The sequence below is a fragment of the Streptomyces sp. NPDC048483 genome (assembly GCF_040651455.1).
Lineage (GTDB): Bacteria > Actinomycetota > Actinomycetes > Streptomycetales > Streptomycetaceae > Streptomyces.
In genome coordinates this window covers 1-22,940 of sequence record NZ_JBEZJZ010000126.1, presented here as the reverse complement: position 1 = coordinate 22,940, position 22,940 = coordinate 1, and the positions used below count along the sequence as shown (strand labels likewise).

Here is a 22,940-nt window from a genome sequence, read left to right as displayed (position 1 = left end):
CTCGGTGGCGTCATCGACCTTGAAGACCTCGTTCTGGACGTCGTTGACGCCGATCATCGGGGTCACCGCGACCGTCTTCCAGCCGGAGAGGACCCTGGCGAGGCCCGGCAGAGAGCCCCGGCGAGGAGGTCCGGCAAGGAGGCCCTGACGAGGGGATTCGTCGTCATGAGCGGCGCGCCGTCCCTGGCCGCGTGCCTGCGTCCGCTGCGGGCCGTGGTCTTCGACACCGACGGGGTGATCATCGACTCCGCCCGGCTGCACGCGGCCGCCTGGAAGGGCGCTTTCGACGCCTGTCTGCGGACCGTCGGGCGGCAGCCGCCGTTCGATGCGGTGGACGAGTATCTGCGCTACGTCGACGGGCGTTCCCGGCAGGACGGGGCGGCCGCGTTCCTCGCCTCCCGGGGGATGCGGCTGCCGCTCGGCGAGCCGGACGATGCGCCGGGTACGGACACCGTGCGGGCGGTCGCGGCCCGTAAGGACGAGCTGTTCACGGCCGGTCTGCAAAGGGACGGCGTCGCCGCCTGGCCCGGCACGGTGCGGTTGCTGCACGCGCTGCGGCACGAGCGGGTGCCGTGTGCCGCGGTCTCGTCCTCCCGGCACGCGGGCGAGGTCCTGTCGGCGGCGGGCGTGCTGGAGCTCGTCGAGGCGGTGGTGGACGGCAACGAGGCGCGGCGGCTGGGACTGCCGGGCAAGCCGGATCCTGCGCTCTTCGCGGAGGCGGCCCGGCGGCTGGGGGTCGCGGCGCGGGACACCGCCGTGGTGGAGGACGCGCTCGCCGGTGTTCAGGCGGGCCGGCGCGGCGGCTTCGGCCTGGTGGTGGGCGTGGACCGGACGGCGGGCCCGACCAGCGCGGCCGACCTGCGCCGCAGCGGCGCGGATCTGGTCGTGGCCGACCCGGGCGAGCTGCTGCTCTCCGGGGAGGACTGATGGCCTCGGGCTGGACCTGGTCGTACCAGGGCTACGACCCGCAGGCGGAGCGGCTGCGCGAAACGCTGTGCGCGCTCGGCAACGGCTATTTCGTCACGCGGGGCGCGGCGTCCGAGACACCGGCCGGGCCCGTCCACTATCCGGGCACCTACGCGGCGGGCTGCTACAACCGGCTGACGTCCACAGTGGCGGGCCGGCAGGTCGAGAACGAGGACATGGTCAACCTGCCGAACTGGCTGCCGCTGCGCTACCGCATCCGCCCCTCGGACGCGCCCCCGGGCCCGTGGCTCTCCCCGGATCACCCCCAGCTGGCGGCGCACCGGCAGACGCTGGATCTGCGGCACGGCACGCTGACGCGCTGGTCGACGTACGAGGACGGCGAGGGGCGGCGGCTGCGGGTGAAGCAGACCCGCCTCGTCCATATGGAAGACCCTCATCTGGCCGCGCTGCGCACGCTGTTCACCGCTGACGGGTGGTCGGGCGAGCTGGAGGTGGAGACGGGGATCGACGGCGATGTCCGTAATGACGGCGTGGCGCGCTACCGGGAGCTGGCCGGCCGGCATCTCGGTGGCTGGGACTGCGGCGGCGAAGAGGGCGACACCGTGTGGCTGACGTGCCGCACCCTCGACTCGGACGTCGGTATCGCGCTGGCCGCCCGGATCCAGGTGGGGTCGGCGGAGGGCGCGTCCCCGCGGACGACCGAGCGCACGGCGCGGCGGGTCGACCAGCAGCTGCGGCTGGCCGTCCTCGGGACGGGGGCGACCGCCGTCGTCGACAAGACCGTGGCGCTGCACACCTCGCGCGACCCGGCGATCGGCAGCCCGCTGCGCGCGGCCGTCGACGGCGCGGTGGCGGCCCCGGACTTCCCGCGGCTGCTGGCCTCGCACCGCGCCGCCTGGGAGCACCTGTGGCAGCGGGCGAAGCTGGATGTGCCCGGGGAGGCGGGCGTGATCCTGCGGCTGCATCTCTTCCATGTGCTGCAGACGCTCTCGCCGCACACCGCCGAGCTGGACGTCGGCGTACCGGCGCGCGGTCTGCACGGCGAGGCGTACCGCGGGCACGTCTTCTGGGACGAACTGTTTGTGCTGCCGTTCCTGAATCTGCACCTCCCGGAGGTCTCCCGGGCGCTGCTGGACTACCGTCACCGGCGGCTGCCCGCGGCCTGCCGGGCGGCGCAGGAGGCGGGCCGCGCGGGGGCGATGTACCCGTGGCAGAGCGGCAGCGACGGCCGCGAGGAGACCCAGCAGCTCCATCTGAACCCGCGGTCGGGGCGCTGGCTGCCCGACCATTCGCATCTGCAGCATCATGTCGGCTCGGCGGTCGCGTACAACATCTGGCAGTACTGCCAGGCCAGCGGCGATACGGAGTATCTGTACGGCCATGGCGCGGAGATGCTGCTGCAGATCGCCCGGTTCTGGGCGGACTGTGCGACCTGGGATCCGGACCTGGGCCGGTATCGCATCCGTGGGGTCGTCGGGCCGGACGAGTACCACGACGGCTATCCGGAAGCGGCGGAACCGGGGCTGGACGACAATGCGTACACCAATGTCACCGCCGCCTGGGTGCTGATGCGGGCGCTCGATCTCGGCCGCACGCTCCCCGCGGCGTGCCGCCGGGAGCTGTGTGAGCGCAACCATCTGGGCGACGAGGACATGGCGCGCTGGGACGACATCGCGCACCGGCTCCACGTGCCGTACCACCAGGGCGTCATCAGCCAGTTCGCGGGCTACGGGGACCTGCGGGAGCTCGACTGGGCGGAGTACCGCAGACGGTACGGCGACATCCGGCGGCTGGACCGGATCCTGGAGTCGGAGGGTGACACCGTCAACCGCTATCAGGCCTCCAAACAGGCCGATGTGCTGATGCTGGGCTACCTGTTCTCGCCGACGGAACTCGCCGAGGTCTTCCGGCAGCTCGGCTACGCACTCGACGACGACATCTGGCGCAATACCGTCGTGTACTACCTGGCCCGGACGAGCCACGGCTCGACGCTGAGCGCCCTGGTCCACGCCTGGGTGCTGGCGCGGGTACGGCACGACGACGCCTGGTCGTACTGCGAGGAGGCGCTGACCGGCGATGTCGCGGACCTCCAGGGCGGCACCACCACGGAGGGCATCCATCTGGGCGCGATGGCGGGCACCCTGGATCTCGTCCAGCGCGGCATGACCGGCCTGGAAACCCGCGACGATGCGCTGTGGCTGTCGCCGGCGCCCCTCCCTCAGCTCTCGAAGTTCGCGGTACGGATCCGCTACCGGCGGCACTGGGACATCGGCCTGCATCTGCGGGCGGAGCGGCTACGGGTCGCCGTACCCGACGGGGGCAACGGAGCGGTCCGCGTACGGCTCGGGGGACGGATGTTCACGGTCGCGCCGGGGACGTCCCGCTGGCTCGACCTCCCGGTGTCCACCTCCGGTGCCCCGACCCCATGAGAAGGGAGCCTTGTCATGACTGCCACCACGGAGCTCCTCACCGATGCCTTCTGGCGCATCCGGGAGGTCGTCGACGATGTCCTCTCCGGACTCGGCACCGACGAGCTCAGCGCCCGTATCGACGAGAACGCCAATTCGATCGGCTGGCTCGTCTGGCACCTCACCCGCATCCAGGACGACCACATCGCCGACGCGGCCGGCACCGAGCAGATCTGGACCGCACAGGGCTGGTACGAACGGTTCGCGCTGCCGTTCGCGGACGCCGACACCGGTTTCGGCCACTCCCCCGAGGACGTGGCGGCGGTACGCGACGTGAGCCGGCAGCTGCTGAACGGCTACCACGGGGCGGTGCACGACAACACGGTCCGGTACATCAAGGGCCTCCACGTCAAGGACCTGGAGCGGATCGTCGACGAGGGCTGGGCGCCGCCGGTCACGCTGGGGGTGCGGCTGATGAGCGTCATCGCGGATGATCTGCAGCATGCGGGGCAGGCCGCGTTCATCCGGGGTGTGCTGCGACGCTCATAGTCGCGGGGTGCGGTGCTGGGGCATCATCGGCCGGGGGTCGGGCAGGCGGGGGGAGCCGACGATGGACACGGGGACGGCGGCCGCTCTGGGGGCGGCGTTCGTGGGGGTGCTGGGGACGCTGCTGTCGGCGCTGCTGACCCAGCGCGCGGCGGACCGCAGCAAACAGCGGGAACTCGAGCACGCGGACCGCCGGCACCGGGAGGAGCTGCGGGCGCAGGAGCTGCGGGCCGGACGGGAGACACGGCGGATCGATTACGTCGCCCTCAATATGACGTCGCGTCAGTATCTGGCGGCGTTGACGGACCACAAGCACGCCCTGTTGTACGGGGACGCCACGCAGGACATACGGCAACAGCTCGACGAGGCACGGGGCGCGCACCGGGACTGCTACGCGGAGGCCCAGCTCCAGGTCCCCGAGCCGGTGCTCGACCTCGCCGGGGAGATCAATCACGCCCTGAACGCCACGTACGGCATGCTGCTGCGGCTCGATCGGGGGGCGCCGCGTCAGGGGGAATCGCTCGATGCCGTACAGGAGGCGATCGATGAGCTGTGGTCGCGGCTGCGGGTGATGCGGCGGCAGATGCGGGCGGATCTGCGGGCATCGGGCTCGCCGGACCGCTCATCGGGCGGTTCGTCAGGCGGCTCATCAGGCGGTTCGTCAGACGGTTCGTCAGACGGTTCGCCGGACGACTGAGGTGGCGGTTCCGGTCGGTTCCTGGGCGGCTCCTGGGCGAGGTTCGACCGATCCCCGCCGAGCACCCGACACGGGCCGCCCGGCCGGGCATGATGGGCGCAGCACGGGGGACGCGGCTACGGGGAGGCGTGCATGGACGGCGGCGGGCTGATGGGTGTACGGGCCTGGGCGCGGGAGGTCATGGGGCGGGCGGATGTGGTGATCCCCTTCCTGAGGGACGCGCCCACCGGGCACACCGGAACCGACACCGACATCGATACCGACTCCGTCGGGACCTTCGACCGTCTCACCTCCGAACTGGCGGAGCTGCAGACGTTGTTGGGGCCGGAGGAATCGCTCTGGGCCCCGGTGACCCTCCGGCTGGGAGCGCTGTACGGCTTCCGTCACCTCCACCGGCGCGAGGAGGCCGGCGCCCTGGACCCGGGCGGCGCCCAGGACCGGGACCGGAGCCTGGCCCTGCGCCATCTGCGCGGTGCGCGCGAGGCCGGCGGGGCGCTGGGCGAGCGGGAGGCACAGTGCGCCGCGATGTTCCTGCTGATGCTCACGGTGCCGGCGGGCCTGAGCCTCCCGGAGGCGGGGTTCGCAGGGCTGATGGACTGGCAGCTGCGGGACAAGGCGGGGATATCGCCGTCGGACTTTGACGTCCGGGAGCTTCATGAGCTGCTGACATCGGTGCAGGGCATGCCGCTCCCTCCGGAGTTGCGGCAGTTCACGGAGTCCATGCTGCCGGTCTTCGCCCTGCTGGCCGCCGACGCCGCCTCCGAAGAGGCCTCCCCCGGGACCGGAGCCCTGGACGTCGACGCCCTGTTGAATGCCGTACCGGCCACCTTCCCCTTCCGGGATCAGCTGCGCGCCCTGGCCGACCTCAGCGGGCTCAGCGGCGTGAGCAACGGCGGGAACGACAGCGCCACGGCCGCAAGCCCTCCGCCGGACGGAACCCCTCCGGCGGACACGAGCCCTCCGGCGGACGCGAGCCCTCCGGCGGACATGGCGCGGCAGACCGCCCAGATGCTGGCCTTCCTGGAACAGCACGCGCCCGGTTCGCTCAGCGCGGAGCAGCTCCGCCGCCAGACGGAGGAGCTGGACCGGCCCCTCGATCCGCAGCAGAACACCCCCAGCTCCCTGGCCCAGGATGCGCTGCTGTCCGTCGGACTCAAGGTGCGCGAGGCCTTCCTCAACGGTGACCCGGACCAGGTCAACGCCGCCCTCGGCCGACTGCTTCCCACGCTGGACCAGCTGCCCGAGGACGACGAGATGTCCCGACTCCTCCGGCTCACCCTCGCGGGGGTCATGCAGTCCTCACAGGCCGCGGGCGGCACCATTCAGGACTTCGACCTCGCCGACCGGTTGACGGAGCTGGCGAAGCAGCAGCTCGCCGAGTCCCCGATCGCCCCGGACAACCCGCACGCCCGGTTGGCGGCCACCCATTACGCCGTAATGGCCGCGGTCACGCGGGCGAGCCGTGCCGTGCAGGAGGAGGACCTGGGCGCTCTGGACGCCTGCCTGGAGGAGCTGGAGCGGCTGCGGGCGGCCGCGCCGGAATCGGGCGAGGTCGCCATCGTGGTCACGATGGCCCTGGGCCAGGCGTATCTGGACCGCGGCATGCTACGGAACGACGACACGGACCGCCGCCGGGGCGCGGAGTATCTGCACGCGGCCGCCACCGCCGAAGAAATACCCGGCTACGCCGCCCCGGTGATGTCCGCGCTGACCACCACCGCCCGCGCCCTACACGCCTCCTACACCTCTGATCCCGAGGAGCTCCGTGCCGCCCTCGACCAGGAGGCGCCGCCCGAGGAGCCGACGGAATCCACCCCGTCCCTCAACTGGCAGACGCGGGTGCGCTGGAGCACCGCCATGGGCTGGTGCCTGCTGTTCGACCGGTCCAAGGACCGCGCCGACCTGGAACGGGCGATCACCGAGGTGGAGTGGATCCGCCGGCGCATCACGGAGGGGTACGGAACCTCGCTCGCCGGCGATGCCCTGTGGAAGCTGGCCGACCTCTACTGGTCCCGCTGGCACCGCAGCGAGGATGTCGCGGACCTTCGCGCCTCCACGGACGCCGCGCTGGCGTCCCTGCGGTCCCGATCCGCCGATGTACTGCTCCAACTGGGCGTGGAACACGGCCTGTTGGCGGCACGGGCGGCCGCCGACCACGGGCTCACCGCGGCCTGGCGGGCCGCCGTCAACGGGCAGGTGGAGGAGGCGGTCGCGACGCTGGAGGTCGGCCGTTCCCTCGTCCTGCAGGCCGCATCGACAGGCGCCGACATCCCGGCGCTGCTGGAGGAGCACGGGCACCCGGAACTCGCCGCATCCTGGCGGCAGTCCGCTCCGGTAGATGCCTCCACAACGGACGAGGTCGGACCGGAGCTGCCCAGCACCCTGCGCCGCCGCGCCCTGGAAGCGCTCGGTTACCGGCAACACGGCGCCCATCGGCAGCTGTTCACCACTCCGACGGTGGACGAGCTGCGCGCCGGGGTCGCGGACGCGGACGCCGACGCGCTGGTGTATCTGCTCCCCGGCCGCGGCGAGGACCCCGGCGCGGCCGTCGTACTGGGCCCGGACGTCGGTACGGGAGTGCTGGCGCTGCCGGAGATGACCGGTGCGGCGGTCCGGCCGCTGGAGACCTACCTGGATGCGGCCGCGGCGCGCTCGCAGCTCCCGCCGGATGCCGGGGCGGACGAGCGGGAGGTGGCCGAACGGGCCTGGGAGGACGCCCTGTCGGGGCTGTGCGACTGGGCCTGGAAGGCCGCGATGGGGCCGGTGCTCTACGGCGTCGCCGAGCGCCTGGCCGCCAATCCGGACCGGCGCACCGACCGTCCGGGACCGCCCCGGATCGTCCTCGTACCGTGCGGAAACCTGGGGGTCGTGCCGTGGCATGCCGCCCGGCTGCCCGAGGGGGCCCGGCAGCGCTACCTCTGCCAGATCATGGTGACGACGTATGCCGCGTCGGGCGGCCAGTTCCTGCGCACGCTCGGGCGGGAGCGGATGCCGGCGGGTTCGGCGGCGGTGCTGGTGGCCGACCCCCGGATGGATCTGACGCGCGCGGAGCAGGAGGTGACGGCGCTGCACCAGGGGTGTTATCCGGAGGCCCGCCTGTACGGGGAGTTCTACGAACCCCCGGTGGAGCCAAGGGGGTTGGGGACGCCCGACGAACTGCTTGCGCTCTTCTCCGACGCTCCCGACCGGGAACGGGTCTCGCTCCTGCATGTGGCCTCGCACGGCTCGGCCGGCACCCGGCCCACGGTCTCGGCGCTGCATCTGGGCTTCCCGGACGAGACCGAGTCCCTGCCCCCGGAGAACGGCGGGCCGGGGGCCACGCCGGATCTGGGGATGCTGACGGTGACCCGGCTGCTGGACCGGCAGCCGGGCGGTGGGGCGGCGGACCGGAGCGGGCCACTGGTGGTGCTCAGTGCCTGCGAGACGGATCTCAGCACCCGCGACCACGACGAGGCAATGACCCTGACCACGGCGTTCCTGGCGCGCGGCGCGCGGGATGTGGTGGGGTCGCGCTGGACCACCGACGACGGCGGTTCGGCCCTGATGATGGCGGTGTTCCACCATGCGATGGCCGCCGGGGGCCTGACCCCGGCCGATGCCCTGCGGGCGGCCCAGCTCTGGATGCTGGATCCGGACCGCAAGGCGCCCCCCACCCTCACGGGTGAGCTGCTGCGCGACAAGGACCGGCCCGGCCTGGACCGCCCGGCCGTCTGGGCCGCCTTCATTCATCAGGGACACCCGGGAGGACGCCGGTGAACGAGTACCGGAACGAGGCACCGTCGCCGCTGCTCGCCCTGATCAGAGGGCACTGGGCGAGCATTCAGGCGGCTTTGGACGACGACCAGCAGGCCACGCTCGTCGCCCGGTTGCGGGCGGTCTCCGATGCCCGGGACGACACGCGGGCGCGCCGCAAGGCCCTGCAAGGGGTACGGCTGGCGCTGTTGCCGCTGCCCCTGGATCATCCGGTCCGCGCCGCGCTGGATTCCCCACGAGGGGCCGCCGCCCCCGTCATGGACGACCCGCTGATCGCGGAGCAGGCGCGGGAGCTGCTGTCCTGGCTCGCCGACCCGCCCCCGGCCGATCCGTCGCCCCCTCCGGAAACCGCGGAGATCAGGGCGGCGGTGCGGCGGCGTCTGCTGGCCGAACCGTCGCTGTCCGATGCGGAGGTACGGGCACGGTGCGCCGGCCACGCACCCGCCCCCGGACTGATCCGCCTGGACGATCCCGTCCGCGGCCCCCGCTACCCCGCCTTCCAGTTCACCGGCGACGGCGGCGGCAACCGCGCCGTCATCCCGCCCGTCGTCCGGTACATCAACCATCTCCTCATGGCGGACCGGGACCCGTGGGGCGCCGCCGACTGGTGGCTGAGCGGCAATGTCTGGCTCGGCGGGCGGCCCGCCGCGCTCATCGGGGAGCTGCCCGACGAGACGCTGACCGGTGCCGCCGCGGCCATGGTGGGGGCGGACTGATGGCCAACCGCATCGCCCCGCACGCGTACCGGATGGCGCCGAAGCCCTACACCCTCCCGGCCGGTACGGAACTGTGGCGCTGCCACAAGTCCACCCGCCCTGCCGACGGCTTCAACCCGGTCGCCGTCGACGCGCACTTCGGCGGCAACCGCTTCGACGGGACCGCCGACGACCCGTACCCGTATCTGTACGCGGGCGCCGGGCCGGCCACCGCGCTGGCCGAGGTCTTCCTGCGGGACCTGGACTTCGATGTGGCAACCGGGATGCGGCTCCTGCCGTATGCCGCAATCGCCGGCAAATCGCTGAGTGTGCTGCGCACCCGTACCGACCTGACGTTGATCCCGCTGCTCACCGAGGAGGATCTGGCCGATGTCTGCCAGGACTCCTGGCTGCTGGAGGCGGACGGGCCGAGCTATGCACAGACCCGTCGCTGGGCGGCCGAGCTGCGTGCCCAAGTGCCCACGGCGCAGGGGTTGGTGTGGCAGTCCCGGCGGCATCGCCCGCGGCAGGCGATGGTGTTCTTCGGTGACCGCTGCGCGGACGAGCCGTTCAAGGACGGGGGCGACGGCGCTGACGGCGATCCGGCGGGTGCCGGGATTCCGGATCTCGGCTCGCCGGGCGGCCTGGCGAAGCTGAACCGGCTGCTCGCGCCGCTGCGGGCGGCGGTCGTGCCACCGGCGGGCTGAGCGGGTCGGGCAAGCCGGCCAAGGCGCTTGTGAGTGCGGGCGCCCGGTGCGATCGTTGCCGCCATGCCGCCGCACTCCCCCGTCGACCATGCCGCGCTCCTCGACGAGATCAAGTCGATCCGACGCGCCGGAATCGTCCGGCTGCGCCGCCTGGACGTGCCCGAACTTGCCCGCGTGGCCGGTGAGTTGAAAACCAGTGGCAGTCGGCAGACCGTCGAGGAACTCCTTCGTCTCGCCGTCTCGCGGCTGGGCGGCGGCACGCTCCAGGAGGCGGCCTCGTACACGCTCGGGCTGACTCCCGGCACGCGGGACTGGCCGGGCGCCGACCGCCGTAGGCGCGCGGCCTCGCTCTACGGGGTCAGCGTCGAACGGTTCCGCAAGGACCAGGAGGCCGTGGTGCTGGACCAGATCGCGGAGCAGGTGGCCCGGCTGGCCACGGCGACCGGCACCGAGGACTCCGGGCACCCGGCGGTCAGCGCCCGCACCCACCACTCCCTCGCCGTCCCGGTCGACGGCCGGACCGTGACCGTCACCCTGCACGTCCATCCGGTGGACCTGCTGCGCGACGTGGATGTGGTGGTCTCGCCGGTCAATACCTATCTGGCGCTGCCCGAGCGGTACAAGTCCTCGGTGGCCGCCTCGCTGCGCCGCGGCGGCGCCCGGCGCGGGCTGACGGGCGAGGTGACCGCGGACCCGGTCCATGACGAGATCCGTCAATGGGCCGTGGAACAGGGGGCGTTGGGGCGCCCGGTACTGCCCGGCACGGTCGCCGCAACCGGATCGGGCGCACTCACTTCGCAGGGCATCCGCCGCATCTACCACGCCGCCGTCGCGGTACCCCGCGCCGGCACCAACGACTACGACGTCCTGCCCGCAGACATCACCCGCGCGGCGGGCCGGGCCCTCGCCGTACTGGCCGAGGAACACGACCGGTTCGATCCGCCGCTGCGTTCGGTGTGCTTCCCCCTGCTCGGCTCGGGCCGGGGCGGCCTGCCGTACGAAGAGAGCACCCGGGCCCTGTGGGCCGCCCTCGAAGCGGAGCTGGCACGCGGCGCACGCTGGGACCTCCACCTGGTGGTGCGCCGGCCCGCGGCGGCGGCCCTGGTGGTGCGGATGCTTACGGGAGCCGGGCCATGAGACGGCCCTGACGGCAGGGCCTGCGGGTCGGCGGGCCCGTCGGCCCCTTGCGCACCTCCGCCCGGAAGCTACGCACGGGACAGACGGCAGGCGCGGAAGGCGCGGGGTTCGGAGGTGGCCGGGAGGTGCGGGTCCGGGCCCCACACCGGCATCTGGTCGTCGACCCACCCCAGGTATTCCAGCTCCCCGCCGACGACGCGCACCAGGTCACCGGTGCGAAAGCACCGCTCCCCGGCCAGATGGCGGAACACCGCGTCGGTCGCCGCGGGCCGGCCTGCGTAGCCCAGCGCCACCGGCGTGCCGCCGATCCACAGTTCCCCTCGTTCCCCGGCAGGCACGGGGCGTCCCTGGTGATCGAGCACATGGAGGTCCGTGTTGTCGATCGGACGGCCGATCAGGACGGACCGGTCCGGTGGGAGCGGGTTGGGTACCGGCCAGTGCGTGACGTCGATGGCGGCCTCGGCCGGGCCGTAGAGGTTGACCAGGTCGGCCGCGCATGCCCGCTGGAACCGTGCGGCCAGACCGGCGGTCAGGGCCTCGCCGCTGCAGAACACCAGGCGCAAGGAGGAGCATGCGCGGACGAGGGTGGGGTCGGCCAGGAACGCGGCCAGCATCGACGGCACGAAGTGGCAGACGGTCACCTGGTGTTGGCGGATGGCGTCGGCCAGTTCACGGGGATCGCGGTGTCCGTCTTCCGCGAGGTACTGGCAGTGTGCGCCGCTGATCAGCGGGAGGAAGATTTCCCAGCCAGAGACGCTGACGGTGCAGGGGGTCTTCTGCAGGACGACGTCGTGCGGGCCCAGCGGGTAGGTGCGACGCATCCAGGTGAGGCGGTTGCACAGCGCTGCGCTGCCGACCATCACGCCTTTGGGGGTGCCGGTGGAGCCGGAGGTGAACAGCACATAGGCGGGCCGTTCCGCCGGGACCGCCGCCAGGGGGCGCAGGTCACCGGACTCCGGCGGAGCAGGGACGGTGAGCGTGGGTATGCCCAGGAAGGGGGTGCCGGGATCGTTGGGGGTTCCCGTCACCAGGGCGACGGCCTCGGTGTCGTCGAGCATCAGGGCCACCCGCTCGTCCGGCTCGTCGAGCGCCATCGGTACGTACCAGCACCCGGCTTTGAGCACCCCCAAGTAGGCGACGGCCAGGTCGACACTCCTGGCCAGGCGCACCGCCACCGCACCGCCGCGGCCGCCGGTCGCCTCGAGCAGCGCGGCGGCCAGCGCGTCGCTGGCGAGCTCGACCTCCTGGTAGGTCAATGCCCGGTCGTCGTCGGCGCAGGCGATGCGGTCGGGTGTACGTCGCGCCTGTTCGCGTACCAGGCCCTGAATTCCGTGAGCGAAGTGCTCAGTGGCCCTGGGTCCGGTGAGGGCGGTGGTGTCCGCCAGGCCGTTCACGGGCCGACCTTTCCGATCGGTTCCAGCGAGTGGTGGTGAACGGCGGTCCGTTCCGGCCGCATTGACCCATCAGGACCGCGCGGAGCGCAGGATCGAGAGTCCATCGAGATCCCCCTTGCTCGACTCTTCAGATGCATGCACCCGGCCGTGCAGCACCCCCGTGCCTGCACGGCCGGTCGTGCCGTGCCTGCATACATGAGCACAGCGCCTCGCGGCACCTCACCCTAATGCGCCATTGCACGCGTTAGCGATCGAGTGGGACACTAGTCGAACACCAACTGCCTATGCAACGAAGGACCATGACCGATCTACAGCCGCACGGCACGCTTCGCCCAGGTGGACGAACTGCCCGCACCCGCGAGGCCGTACTGGCCGCTGCCCTCGAAGAACTCGGCTCGACCGAATTCCGCCAACTCACCATCGACAAGCTCGCCCAGCGCTCCGGGGTCCACGCCGCCACCATCCGCCGACGATGGCGCACGGTCGACGGGGTCGTCTGCGATCTGCTCACCGAGCGGAGCAGCTTCGTCCGCTTCCCTGACACCGGGGACTTCCGGCAGGATCTGCATGCGCTGGCCGAGGCCAACCTGGAATTCTTTTCGACCCTTCGCCACCGCAACCTCGTGGAAAGGATGGTCGCGGCGGCCCCCCTTGACCCACGCGCCGAAAAACTCTTCCGCGACTGCATCGATGACTCCAGCCAAGAAGCCAACCAGCTCGTGCACCGCGCCATCGGCCGGGGCGACCTTCCCCCGGACACCGACCCCGACGCGATCATCACCGCCCTGGTGGCCCCCATCTATTACCGCATCCTGATCAACCGTCGCCCCCTCGAGGCCGACCTCGCCCGCACCAGCGCCGAGGCCGTCTATCACGCCGTCCAGGCCGGCGCCTTCGGCGGCAGCTGAGCACGCCTTCACCGGCCCCCGCCTTCGGACGCATCCGCGATCCGACCCGATCGCGCCCTGATCACGCCCAGCCCCTCTGGTGCACTGAATACAGAAGGCTCTCGAAGCCGCCGCGACGCACGCGGCACCACCACGGGGAGATCAGATGAAGTCGCTCGCGAATACCTGGAAACGGCCGATGCCGGCACCCCGTTGTCCTCTAACGTGACCCCATGATTACGGGGAGTGCGGCGCCGTTGCCCTGCGCGGACGGCTCGGTGGGCCGCGTGGTGACCTGGCCGGATCCGGACGCGTATGTGCTGGTGGACGGGGTGCTGGTGCGGGCGTTGCCGCTGGTGGCCGACGCCCTGTTGCCGGGGAGCGAAGTGACGGTGCGGTGGGATGCCGGGCGGGGCCGGCCGGTCGCGGGGGCGGTGCGCGGATGAGCGAGTACGACATGGGCGGCATCGGCGACATGGCGTTCGCCAGTGGTTATGACGAGCGGCAGCCCGTCGTCATCCTGCTGGACACGTCCGACTCGATGGGCCGGCCGGACGACCGGCCGCGGATCGATGAGCTCAATGCGGCGCTGGTGCGGTGGTTCGACGGCGTACGGTCCCAGGAACGGCTGCGGGAGCGGGTCGAGGTGTGCCTGATCGCCTTCTCGTCGCAGGTGCGGGTGTACGACCCCGGGGAGGGGCGGCTGGTCCCGGCCGGTTCGGCGGCCGCGGACCGGCTGTTCGTCCCGGCGCGGGAGATGCATCCGCCGGCGCTGACCGCGGACGGCTACACCCAGCTGATCCCCGCCGTCGAGACGGCGCTCACGCTGGCGCGGGAGCGCTGTGCAGCGCTGCGTGCCCAATGCGTCCCGGTGCGCCGCCCGTTCATCTGGGCGCTGACCGACGGGGCGCCCAGCGATGCTGAGGGCGAGCCGCAAGGGGCGGACGAACTCGCTGTCACGGCCGGACTGTTGAGTCGGGCGGAGGCGGGCGGAGAGTGTGTGTTCCAGGCGATCGGGGTGCGGGGCGCCGACCGGCGGATGCTGGAAGTGCTGGCGCCGAAGGGCACGTCGATGCTGGAGAGCCTGGACTTCGGGCAGATCCTCGATCACCTTTTCACCAGCTCGGACAAGGTCGATCCGACACAGAGTGCGGACGAGATCCATCGCGTGGTGGCATCGATGGCGGCGCTGCGGCAGCAGATGAATGCGATGTCGGACGATCTGCTCTGACGAGGGGCTCACGGGGCTGATGAAGGCAATACGGGGGTTTGTGGTTGCGGGTGCGGTGGTCCAGGGGACCCGGCATCTCGCGTCGGGGCGGGGCTGCCAGGACGCATTCAAGTCGGCGGTGACCGCGGAGGGCGAGGCGGTGGTGCTGGCCGTCGCAGACGGTGCGGGGAGCCGGGACCGCAGCTCGTTGGGGGCGCATCTCGCGGTGGACCTTGCCTGCCGGGTGCTCGGGGAGGGCGTACCGGAGGTGTCGCAGGGGGCGGCGGCCTGGACGGAGTGGGTCAGCGGGCGGGGCGGGGAAACGGTGGAGGGGTGGCGGCGTGCGGGCGCAGCGGTCCTCAACTCCGGGGAAGGACAGGGTAGTTCCCCGGAACTCGGGGCTCTCGCCTCGACGCTGGTCGCCGCCGTGGTGCGCCCGCCCTGGGCCGCGTTCCTCTCCGTGGGCGACTGCATCGCTGCCGTACTCACCCGCGATACGCAAGCGGCCGCCCCGGCCGAGCGGTGTCACCTCGTCGTGCCGCCACCTGCACCCGAAGGCGGCACCGTCTTCCTCTCCTCCCCCGGCGCCGCCTTGCGGGTACGCACCTTTGCCCTGTGGGACCCGGAGCTCAGCGGCGTCGTCCTGGCCAGCGACGGGGTGGTGCCCCTCGCCCTGGACCATCCCGCCGTCCGCGGTCTGCCCGCGGCGGCCGGGCCGCTCCCCTCGCGGCGCTTCTTCTGCGGGGCCGCAGCGGCGCTGCGCGCCAACGGCGGGGATGCCGAGCCACTACGGGCCCTGCTCTCCGGCCCGGACGCGGCGCGCAGCGGCGACGACCTGACGGTGGTGTGCGCGCTGACGGGAGGTGGCTGAGCGTGGCGATCAGGGTGGTCTCGGGCACCGGCCACGAGTGGCTGCTGACCGAGCAGATAGGCAGCGGGTCGGAGGGGGTGGTGTACGCGGTCGGGTCGGGCGGCGGGGACTCCCCCGCGCTGGTGGCCAAGCTGGTGCCGGCGCCGGCCGATCCGGCGGCGTACCGGCGGCGTATCGAGCGGCTCGTACGGCAGCGGCGCGAGCCGCGCACGGTGCAGCTCCTGGCCGGTGAGCCGAGCCGGCTGGCGTGGCCGCTGGCGGCCGTCACGACGGTGCGGCGGGGCGTGGACGGCTATCTGATGCCCGATATGCGGGCCGCGTTCGGGCCGTTCGCCCGGCTGCTCACCCCGGCGGCCCGGCAGCGGCTGCTGCCGGGGGCGACCTGGGCGACCGCGCTGGCCGCCGCGGCCGCGCTCGCCCGGCTGCTCGCGGAACTGCATGCCGAGGGCTATGTGGTGGGGGATCTCAAACCCGACAATCTGTGGGTCGACGAACGGGGGCGGGTCGGCATGGCGGATGTGGACTCCTGGCAATTCCAGGACGGGCGGGAGGCGTTCGGCGGGCGGATGCGGACCCCGGGCTATACCGCGCCCGAGCGGATCGGGGCCGCCGGCGCGCCGCCCGAGCCCGCCTCCGACGACTTCGTCCTGGCCGTCCTCGTCCACCAGTTGCTGATGTCGGGGCTGCATCCGTTCGCGGGTCATCCCCGGGACGGCAGCCCGTATCTGTCCCTCGACGACAATGTGCTGCGCGGCCGGTGCCGGCTGACCGCCCGTGACTCGGTGGCGCTGCCGCGGGCCGCCGCGCCCGCGGACCTGCTGCCGCGGTCGCTGGCGGCGCTCTTCCGGTCCGCCTTCGCCCGGTCGCCGCGCCCCAGGCCGGGCGCCGCGGAGTGGGCGCGGGCTCTGGAGGGGGAGCTGGCGCCGGGGCGCCTGGTGACCTGCGCGGTGAACGCCCGGCACCGCCACACGGTCGAGCGGCCCTGGTGTCCCTGGTGCGACCAGGCGCAGCGCGGCGGCGACAGCTATCCGGCCCCGCCGCCCGGCCCCGTGGCCGCCGCACCACGCCGTCGCCCCCTCCCTACGGACCGATCCGCGGAGCGCAGATGACCGAGCGGCACACGCAGGTTACGGAGCAGCACGAACAGATTTCGGTGGCGCGCACCCTCGACCGGTGCGCGGTGCTCGGCCCCGGCCTCCGGGCCGTCCTGTGGGTGCAGGGCTGCCCGCTGCGCTGCCGGGGGTGTGTGGCGGCGGAGACCCTGCCGTTCGCGGGCGGGGAGACCAAGTCCGTTGCGGAGCTGGCCGGTTGGCTGCTCGGGGTGGACGGGATCGAGGGCGTGACGCTGTCGGGCGGCGAGCCGTTCAGTCAGCCCGAGGCGCTGGCCGGGCTGCTCGACCGGGTCCGGGCCCGGCGGCCGGACTTCTCGGCGATGGCGTACTCCGGCTTCCGGCACGAGGCACTGCGCAGGGGTACGCCCGCGCAGCGGGCCCTGCTGGACCGGCTCGATCTGCTGGTGGACGGCCCGTACGTGGCCGCCCGGCACGGCAATCTGCGCTGGCGCGGCTCGGCCAACCAGCGGGTGCTGCCGCTCACCACACGCTATGCGGAGGTGGCGGCGCTGCCGGACACCGGCGCGGGCATCGAGTTCGCGATGGACCGGGACGGCGCGCTCAGCTGGGCGGGGGTACCGCCCGCACCGGGCTTCCGGGAGGGGCTGGAGCGGCGTCTTGCGGAGCACGGGTTCGCACTGCGGACCGACACGGGGGAAGAGCTCGGGAAGGGACAGGGACAACCATGAGCGGATCACCGAAGTACGCCGTCGTCGCGCTGGCACCGCTGTTGATCCAGCGGGAGTCGGCCGCACGGCGGCGGCAGAACGCGGCGCGGATCCAGCGGGAACGGGAGCGTGCGGAGGAGCGGCGGCGGCTCGCCGAGGAACGGGCCCGCAGGATGGCCGCGCGCCGGGAGCAGTCACGGGCCGAAATCCAGCGCCGGCAAGCGGAGTTGGCGCAAAAGCGTCAGGAGCAGCAGGCGGCCAGGTCCGCCGTGGTGGAGCGGGAGCGCGGGGCAGCGGCCGGGCGCCGGCTGAACGAGGTGGTGGGGCTGATCGCCCGTACCCGGGAGGAGGTCGGCCCCTCTCCTCAACTGGATGATGTGGAGGCCGAGTTGGGGCGTCTGCGGCAGCGGCTGGGGCGGGATGCGGCCGGTGCGGTCGAGGCGTCGGTCGAGGAGCTGCGGGGCCGGGTGGTGGCGCTACGGCCCTCCGCGGCGGCGGGCGGCGCGGGGCGTACGGATCATCAAGAGGTCCTCGGCGCGCTGGCCGAGCGGCTCGCCGCGGTCGGCCCGGAGGGGGCCGCGCTCGACGAGGCGGGGCAGCGGCGCTGCACCGAGCTGCTGGAGCGGCTGCGGTCGGCCGTCGCCGAGGGGCAGGGCGTCCGGTTCGAGGCGCTGCTGGGTACGGCGGAGCAGGCGATCGACCGGCATGTGGCGACCGTACGGCAGAGCACGGCGGAGGCCGAGGAGCGGGACCGGCGGGCCGCCGAGGAGCGGGACCGGCGGGTGGCGGAGGAGCAGCAGGCCGCCGAGCTGGCGGCGCAGCAGGAGGCCGAGGCGGCGGAGCGGGAGCGGGCGCACGCCGATGCGCTCGCGGAGGTCACCGGCCGGCTCAGCGTCGTCCGGGACGCGGTGCACGATGCCGTGCGCGACGCCGCCGACTTCGAGGAGACGGAGCTCGGCGCCCGGCTGAGCGCGGCACTGCGGGCCGTCGAGGACGCGCTCGCCGCAGGGTACGAAGGCGTGGCCGATGCCGCCATGTCGGAGCTGGAGCGGCTGCTGCCCGAGGCCGAGGCCCGGCTCGACGAAGCGCTGCTGGCGTACGAGCGGCGCGGCGCCCTCGCGCGCGCCGTACAGGAAGCGATGTCCGGCGAGGGACTCGCCTTCACCGGCGGCCAGGACCAAGGGGCCCGGCTGATCCTGCACTTCGAGCGGCCCAACGGCGCCCTCTACGAGACGACGCTCAGCAGCGACGACCACGGCGACCCGATGCTCGTCTACACGATCGACGGCGAACCCGATGTGTCGGCCCTCGCGCCGGAGGGCTCCGCCGCGGTCTGTGACCGTACGGAGGACCTGCTGGAGCGGGTCCATGAGGCGATGGGCGACGACGGCTTCCTGCCCGGGCAGCTGACGTGGGAGGGGAAACCGCCTCGTGAACGGGGGAATCCGCTGCCGTCGCGTGATGTCCGGAGGACGCGATGAGCACGCCGGACCGGCTGACCAAGCCCACGGGGACGACAGGGGAACCGAGGGAGACGAGGGACGCGGGGCCAACAGGAGCAACGGGTGCCGCGGCGACCGCCAATCCCCTGATGCCGCTGTGGGCGGTGTCGCTCGGCTGGGAGCTGCGCCGGGGCCGTCAGGTGATCGTGGACGGGCAGGTCCATGACCGGTGGTGGTCGCAGGGGCGGCCGGTGCCGTTCCGGCTGCTGATGACACAGGTGCTGGCCGCCCAGGGCGCCGAGGTGGTGGGCTGGTGGGATCCGGTGGACCAGCTGACGTTCCCGCTGCCGGGGCACCGCGAGCGGTTCGAGGAGCTGGCGGCGCGGGCGCGTCCCCCGGCCGGGGACGAGGGCGGCTCCCAGGACGGCGGCGGATCCGAGCCGTCCGGTTCCGGTACGGCGCCCGCGGGCACCCGGCGCGCCGAGGCGCGGCGGCAGGCCGGGGACGGTCTGCTCCGCCCCCGCGCGCCCCGCCGCCTCTCCTCCCTCGAGGACGTGACGGCCGTCGTGCGCAGCCTCGCCGCCTCCCCCGACGCCGCCACCGCGTTCGTCTTCCAGGACGTCGACCACGTCCTGCCGCCCGGTGAACGGGAATCCGCCCTCGGCTATCTGCGGCTGCGCGGTGCGATGGCGGGCGCGGTCGTGCCGCGCCCCGGTCCCGGCGCGGGGCCCGAGCCGCGGGCCCGTAACGCGGTGCTGTGTGTGGTCGGCGATGTGGGGCGGCTGCCCGCCTGGTTCCACCAGGAGGATCCGCGGATCGCGACGCTGCACATCGGCCCGCCCGATCCGGCGGAGCGGCGGCTGTGGCTGTCGCTGCTGCGACACGACTTCCGCGGCGGCGACGGCGCCTCACCGGGCGAGTTCGAGGCGCTGGTCGGCGCCACCGACGGCATGGCGGGCTGGGAGCTGCACGCCCTCGCCCGTACCTCCCACCTGCGCCGTGATGTGCCCGTACAGAAGCCCGACAAGCTCCTCCAGGCACATCGGCTCAATGTCAGCGTCGATCCCTGGACCCAGCTGGACCGGCAGACCGTGGCCCATGCGGCGCGGCACCTCGGCAGGCGGGTGATCGGGCAGGACAAGGCGGTTCAGGCGGTGGCCGCGGCGCTCCAGGCGGCCTATGTGGGCGTGGACTTCGGGGACTCGGGGACGGCCCGGCCGCGTGGCTCGTTCTTCTTCGTCGGGCCGACCGGCGTCGGCAAGACCGAACTGGCCAAGGCCGTCGCCCAGTTGATCTTCGGCGATCAGAGCGCGTACGCCCGCTTCGACATGAGCGAGTACCAGCAGGAGCACGCCGCCGAACGACTGGCGGGCGCGCCGCCGGGCTATCTGGGGTACGAGCAGGGCGGCGAGCTGACGCGGCGGGTGCAGGAGCGGCCGTTCAGCGTGCTGCTCTTCGACGAGATCGAGAAGGCCCATTCGGCGGTGCTGGACAAGTTCCTGCAGATCCTGGAGGACGGCCGGCTCACCGACGGCCGCGGCCAGACCGCGTATTTCTCGCAGTGCCTGATCATCTTCACCTCCAACACGGGTGCCGAGGACGTCCGCGGGCTGCTGGCCGAGCGCGGCGGCGAGCTGCCGTACAAGACGCTGGAGGCGCACTTCACGGACGCGGTGGAGGAGAAGTTCCACACCATCGGACGGCCGGAGATCTACGGGCGGCTCAAGCCGGGCGTGGTGGTCTTCGACATGCTGCGCCAGGAGCACATCGTCGGCATCGCCGACCGACTGCTGGCCCAGCTCACCGACTCCGTACGGGAACGCCGGCATGTCGAGCTCCGCCCGGACCACGCCGCCCTGCACCCCTGGATCACCGCCCGGATGGCCGACCCCGAGCGGCAGGCGTACGGCGGACGGCAGATCCGCAATGAGCTGGAGGGGCTGCGCGCGGCAGTCGTACGGCACTTCATCGAACACCAGCCGGCGCGCGGGAGCCGGATCCGGCTGTCGGTGACCGACGACGGTACGCCGGTGATCGCCGACGAGGCCGGTGATGAGGCGTGAGCACGCTCGGTATCGACCTGGGGCACCGCTACGGCCGGATCGGCTGGCCGGGCCCGGACGGGCAACCGGTGGTGGCCCCGGCGGCTGCCCTTAACTCTCCCGAGGACATGGGCAGTTCGCTGGCCGAGCTGCTGGCGCTCGCACCGGACGCCGAGGCGGACGGGCCCGCGCGCGAGGTGGCGCTCGGACTGTCGCCGTCCGGCGGGCAGGAGCTGGCGCTGCGCCGGGCCGCCCGGAGCGCGGGGCTGGACGTGCTGCATGCCGTACCGGATCCGGTGGCGGTGGCCCTGCACTACGGCACGATCGCGGACGGGGTGGAGAGTACCGTCCTGGTCTGTGACCAGGGGGCCACCACCCTGGAGCTGACCGCACTGGCCATCAGCGGCGACCGCACCGTGCGGATCACGGACACCACCACACACCCGCTGGGCGGCGACCATTGGGACGCGGCCGTCGCCGGGGAACTGCTCCGGCAGATCACCACGGCGCACCCGGGGGCGGCCGAGGATGTCCGGCCGGATGCCGCGCTGTACCGGGTCGCGGAGGAGCTCCGGCTGGGGATCGGCGACGGGGAGACGCGTACCCGGCAGCTGAACTGGCAGGACCTGGACTGTGAAGTCGCCCTGGACCGAGTCGAGTTCGAGCGACTGGTGACGCCGCTGCGCAGGCGGGCCCGGGAGGCCGTCGCGGCCGCGGTGAGCGCGGGCGACGAACGGCCCGGCGGCGCGCCGACGGCGCTGCTGCTGGCCGGCGGGCTGTGCGCGACCGAGGGGCTGGCGGAGGCGCTCGAGGACGGCCTGGGGCTGTATGTACGGTGCGCGGAGCCCGCGTCGGCCGTCGTACGGGGGCTGGTGCAGCTGAGCGGGTTCGGGGTGTTGCGGGTGCTGTCGGGGCGGCAGGCGCAAGAGCCGCCGCGGCACGAGGCACGGTCCGGTCCGGCTTCCGGGCGGCGTCCGGACCCCGAGCCGCCTCGGGATCCCGAGCCACGGCAGGAGCGCGAAGCACCGCAGGACCCCGAGCCGCAGCAGGAGCGTGAGCGGCGCCAGGCCCCGGAGTCGGTGGTGGCGGCGGAGCCGGCGCCGGCCACGCCCCCGGAGGCCGGGCCCACGCCCCGGCACGAACCGCAGCCACCGGAGCCCGAGCAGGAGCCCGTACGGGAACCGGAGCCCCGGCTCGACGAGCCCGTACCGGAGCCCGAACAGGGGCCCGAGCCGGACACGGAGACCGCACCCACACCCCCGCCCACCACCGACAACGCCGCCCTCGCCGCCGTCCCCGTCGACCACCTCCAGGCCATCCGCCGCGACGACCACCTCCTGGTCCTGTGGGCCTGGCCCGACGACTGCCTCGCCGCGCGTGTGCGCTGGCGCGTCGAGGGCGACCGGCCCACCAGCCCGCTCGACTCCGGGGACGTCCGGTGCTCCCGCCGCGTCTATGAACACGACGGCGGTCTGGACCTCGTCGTGGGCCGCGGCGCGGTGACGCTGACCGTGGAGGCCCTGGTCGCGGGCGGGCAAGTCGGCTGCGAGGGGGCGGCGGCCCTCCTCGTACCCGCCGAGTCCCCCGTGGTGCGCTACACGCCCGCCGTACGCCGCACGCTCAAGGGCCGCATCGCGACGGTCACCTTCGAGACCGATACCCACTGCGAACTGCCCGCGCTGCGCATCGTCCACGGCACCGGCCGCTACCGCCCGATGAGTACGAAGGACGGCACGGTCGTGCACGAGGTGGCGGCCCGGCCGTTGCGGGCCGGCACGCCGGCGTCCGTCGAGTTCGCCTTCCCCGCCGGGCGCGGACCGTCCTGGCTGGTGTGCTTCCCCGTCCTGGCCGACCGCGACGCCGAGACGCCCGAGGTACGCCCTGCCGCGCTGCACCGACTGAAAGTGACGTGACGCCATGGCCAAGAGACTGACCTGCCCGTACTGCTACGAGACGTTCACCGCGCGGGAGATCGGGTTCCGCTGCAACAGCCGGACGAGCCGGACGCAGAAGCGCTGCGCCCGTAAGCGGGACGCGGTGCTCGATGAGCGGATGGGGGAACGCGGCGACGTGGGACCGGCGTTCACTGCGGACGGGCGCAAGCCGACCGCGGTGTGCCCGGACTGTGACGGCGTCACGACGTACCGGATCTGCCCGGTGTGCCATATGACGCTGCCGGTGCAGTTCGGCATGGTGGAGGACCGGATGATCGCCATGGTCGGCGCCAAGGCGTCGGGCAAGACGGTGTATATGACCGTCCTGCTGCACGAGATCATGAATCAGGTCGGTGCGGAGTTCGGGGCCTCGATGATGGCCTCGGACGATGACACGATGCGCCGCTTCACCTCCGACTACCAGGACCATCTCTACCAGGACACTTCGCCACCGGTGTTCCTCCTGATATCTGCGCATTTCACCGCTACACCAGGAATTCCGATCTCCCC

18 protein-coding genes and 1 pseudogene are annotated in these 22,940 nt (G+C 72.9%); 18 read left to right on the top strand and 1 reads right to left on the bottom strand.

Annotated elements, in window-relative coordinates; genetic code table 11:
- Window positions 1–165: 165 nt before the first annotated feature.
- The 8 genes from AB0D04_RS37115 to AB0D04_RS37080 all read left to right on the top strand — a co-directional run bounded on the left by AB0D04_RS37115 (window position 166) and on the right by AB0D04_RS37080 (window position 10,870).
- Complete coding sequence (locus AB0D04_RS37115; RefSeq protein WP_362711825.1) at window positions 166–927, top strand: HAD-IA family hydrolase; 762 nt, start codon at window positions 166–168, stop codon at window positions 925–927.
- A complete protein-coding gene (locus AB0D04_RS37110; protein WP_362711824.1) occupies window positions 927–3,356 on the top strand; it encodes a glycosyl hydrolase family 65 protein in 2,430 nt (809 codons plus the stop codon). The genes AB0D04_RS37115 and AB0D04_RS37110 overlap by 1 nt, the downstream gene beginning before the upstream one ends.
- Window positions 3,357–3,371: 15 nt before the next feature.
- Complete coding sequence (locus AB0D04_RS37105) at window positions 3,372–3,884, top strand: DUF664 domain-containing protein (protein WP_362711823.1); 513 nt, start codon at window positions 3,372–3,374, stop codon at window positions 3,882–3,884.
- Window positions 3,885–3,945: 61 nt separating this feature from the next.
- On the top strand, window positions 3,946–4,578 hold the full coding sequence (locus AB0D04_RS37100) for a hypothetical protein (protein ID WP_362711822.1): 633 nt from the start codon (window positions 3,946–3,948) through the stop codon (window positions 4,576–4,578).
- A 132-nt stretch (window positions 4,579–4,710) separates the two neighbouring features.
- Entirely contained in the window at window positions 4,711–8,334 is a 3,624-nt protein-coding gene (locus tag AB0D04_RS37095; RefSeq protein ID WP_362711821.1) for a CHAT domain-containing protein, read from the top strand.
- Window positions 8,331–9,047: a hypothetical protein gene (locus AB0D04_RS37090; RefSeq protein ID WP_362711820.1), complete on the top strand. Its 717-nt coding sequence runs from the start codon at window positions 8,331–8,333 to the stop codon at window positions 9,045–9,047. The genes AB0D04_RS37095 and AB0D04_RS37090 overlap by 4 nt, the downstream gene beginning before the upstream one ends.
- On the top strand, window positions 9,047–9,733 hold the full coding sequence (locus AB0D04_RS37085; RefSeq protein ID WP_362711819.1) for an RES family NAD+ phosphorylase: 687 nt from the start codon (window positions 9,047–9,049) through the stop codon (window positions 9,731–9,733). The genes AB0D04_RS37090 and AB0D04_RS37085 overlap by 1 nt, the downstream gene beginning before the upstream one ends.
- A 63-nt stretch (window positions 9,734–9,796) precedes the next feature.
- The gene (locus AB0D04_RS37080; protein WP_362711818.1) at window positions 9,797–10,870 is read left to right on the top strand and encodes a hypothetical protein; all 1,074 of its coding nucleotides are present in this window, start codon (window positions 9,797–9,799) and stop codon (window positions 10,868–10,870) included.
- Between the two features lie 68 nt (window positions 10,871–10,938).
- Here the strand turns inward: AB0D04_RS37080 and AB0D04_RS37075 are convergent, their stop codons facing one another.
- Window positions 10,939–12,264, bottom strand: coding sequence for an AMP-binding protein (locus AB0D04_RS37075; protein ID WP_362711817.1), 1,326 nt, complete (start codon window positions 12,262–12,264; stop codon window positions 10,939–10,941).
- A gap of 299 nt (window positions 12,265–12,563) precedes the next feature.
- Here AB0D04_RS37075 and AB0D04_RS37070 point away from each other — a divergent pair, with 299 nt between their 5' ends.
- From AB0D04_RS37070 to AB0D04_RS37025, 10 genes and pseudogenes are all read left to right on the top strand, one after another.
- Window positions 12,564–13,172: a TetR-like C-terminal domain-containing protein gene (locus tag AB0D04_RS37070; RefSeq protein ID WP_362711816.1), complete on the top strand. Its 609-nt coding sequence runs from the start codon at window positions 12,564–12,566 to the stop codon at window positions 13,170–13,172.
- Window positions 13,173–13,384: 212 nt separating this feature from the next.
- The gene (locus tag AB0D04_RS37065) at window positions 13,385–13,597 is read left to right on the top strand and encodes a hypothetical protein (protein ID WP_362711815.1); all 213 of its coding nucleotides are present in this window, start codon (window positions 13,385–13,387) and stop codon (window positions 13,595–13,597) included.
- Entirely contained in the window at window positions 13,594–14,382 is a 789-nt protein-coding gene (locus tag AB0D04_RS37060; protein ID WP_362711814.1) for a hypothetical protein, read from the top strand. The genes AB0D04_RS37065 and AB0D04_RS37060 overlap by 4 nt, the downstream gene beginning before the upstream one ends.
- Before the next feature lie 19 nt (window positions 14,383–14,401).
- Window positions 14,402–15,232, top strand: a complete 831-nt coding sequence (locus AB0D04_RS37055; protein WP_362711813.1) for a protein phosphatase 2C domain-containing protein — start codon at window positions 14,402–14,404, stop codon at window positions 15,230–15,232.
- Window positions 15,233–15,234: 2 nt separating this feature from the next.
- Window positions 15,235–16,341: a hypothetical protein gene (locus AB0D04_RS37050; protein ID WP_362711812.1), complete on the top strand. Its 1,107-nt coding sequence runs from the start codon at window positions 15,235–15,237 to the stop codon at window positions 16,339–16,341.
- A complete protein-coding gene (locus tag AB0D04_RS37045; protein ID WP_362711811.1) occupies window positions 16,338–17,033 on the top strand; it encodes a 4Fe-4S single cluster domain-containing protein in 696 nt (231 codons plus the stop codon). The genes AB0D04_RS37050 and AB0D04_RS37045 overlap by 4 nt, the downstream gene beginning before the upstream one ends.
- Window positions 17,030–18,493 carry a hypothetical protein gene (locus tag AB0D04_RS37040; protein WP_362711810.1) on the top strand — a complete coding sequence of 488 codons (1,464 nt, stop codon included), beginning with the start codon at window positions 17,030–17,032 and terminating at the stop codon, window positions 18,491–18,493. Before AB0D04_RS37045 ends, AB0D04_RS37040 begins: the two co-directional genes overlap by 4 nt.
- A complete protein-coding gene (locus AB0D04_RS37035) occupies window positions 18,490–20,517 on the top strand; it encodes an AAA family ATPase (RefSeq protein ID WP_362711809.1) in 2,028 nt (675 codons plus the stop codon). Before AB0D04_RS37040 ends, AB0D04_RS37035 begins: the two co-directional genes overlap by 4 nt.
- Complete coding sequence (locus AB0D04_RS37030; RefSeq protein WP_362711808.1) at window positions 20,514–22,409, top strand: Hsp70 family protein; 1,896 nt, start codon at window positions 20,514–20,516, stop codon at window positions 22,407–22,409. Before AB0D04_RS37035 ends, AB0D04_RS37030 begins: the two co-directional genes overlap by 4 nt.
- Before the next feature lie 4 nt (window positions 22,410–22,413).
- A pseudogene (locus tag AB0D04_RS37025) lies at window positions 22,414–22,940 on the top strand (hypothetical protein); the annotation flags it as partial.

Coding starts and splice junctions, on each gene's coding strand:
- AB0D04_RS37095 (WP_362711821.1), top strand. CDS start 4,711: ATGGACGGCGGCGGGCTGATGGGTGTACGGGCCTGGGCGCGGGAGGTC.
- AB0D04_RS37100 (WP_362711822.1), top strand. CDS start 3,946: ATGGACACGGGGACGGCGGCCGCTCTGGGGGCGGCGTTCGTGGGGGTG.
- AB0D04_RS37065 (WP_362711815.1), top strand. CDS start 13,385: ATGATTACGGGGAGTGCGGCGCCGTTGCCCTGCGCGGACGGCTCGGTG.
- AB0D04_RS37080 (WP_362711818.1), top strand. CDS start 9,797: ATGCCGCCGCACTCCCCCGTCGACCATGCCGCGCTCCTCGACGAGATC.
- AB0D04_RS37070 (WP_362711816.1), top strand. CDS start 12,564: ATGACCGATCTACAGCCGCACGGCACGCTTCGCCCAGGTGGACGAACT.
- AB0D04_RS37060 (WP_362711814.1), top strand. CDS start 13,594: ATGAGCGAGTACGACATGGGCGGCATCGGCGACATGGCGTTCGCCAGT.
- AB0D04_RS37110 (WP_362711824.1), top strand. CDS start 927: ATGGCCTCGGGCTGGACCTGGTCGTACCAGGGCTACGACCCGCAGGCG.
- AB0D04_RS37055 (WP_362711813.1), top strand. CDS start 14,402: ATGAAGGCAATACGGGGGTTTGTGGTTGCGGGTGCGGTGGTCCAGGGG.
- AB0D04_RS37040 (WP_362711810.1), top strand. CDS start 17,030: ATGAGCGGATCACCGAAGTACGCCGTCGTCGCGCTGGCACCGCTGTTG.
- AB0D04_RS37035 (WP_362711809.1), top strand. CDS start 18,490: ATGAGCACGCCGGACCGGCTGACCAAGCCCACGGGGACGACAGGGGAA.
- AB0D04_RS37085 (WP_362711819.1), top strand. CDS start 9,047: ATGGCCAACCGCATCGCCCCGCACGCGTACCGGATGGCGCCGAAGCCC.
- AB0D04_RS37115 (WP_362711825.1), top strand. CDS start 166: ATGAGCGGCGCGCCGTCCCTGGCCGCGTGCCTGCGTCCGCTGCGGGCC.
- AB0D04_RS37045 (WP_362711811.1), top strand. CDS start 16,338: ATGACCGAGCGGCACACGCAGGTTACGGAGCAGCACGAACAGATTTCG.
- AB0D04_RS37105 (WP_362711823.1), top strand. CDS start 3,372: ATGACTGCCACCACGGAGCTCCTCACCGATGCCTTCTGGCGCATCCGG.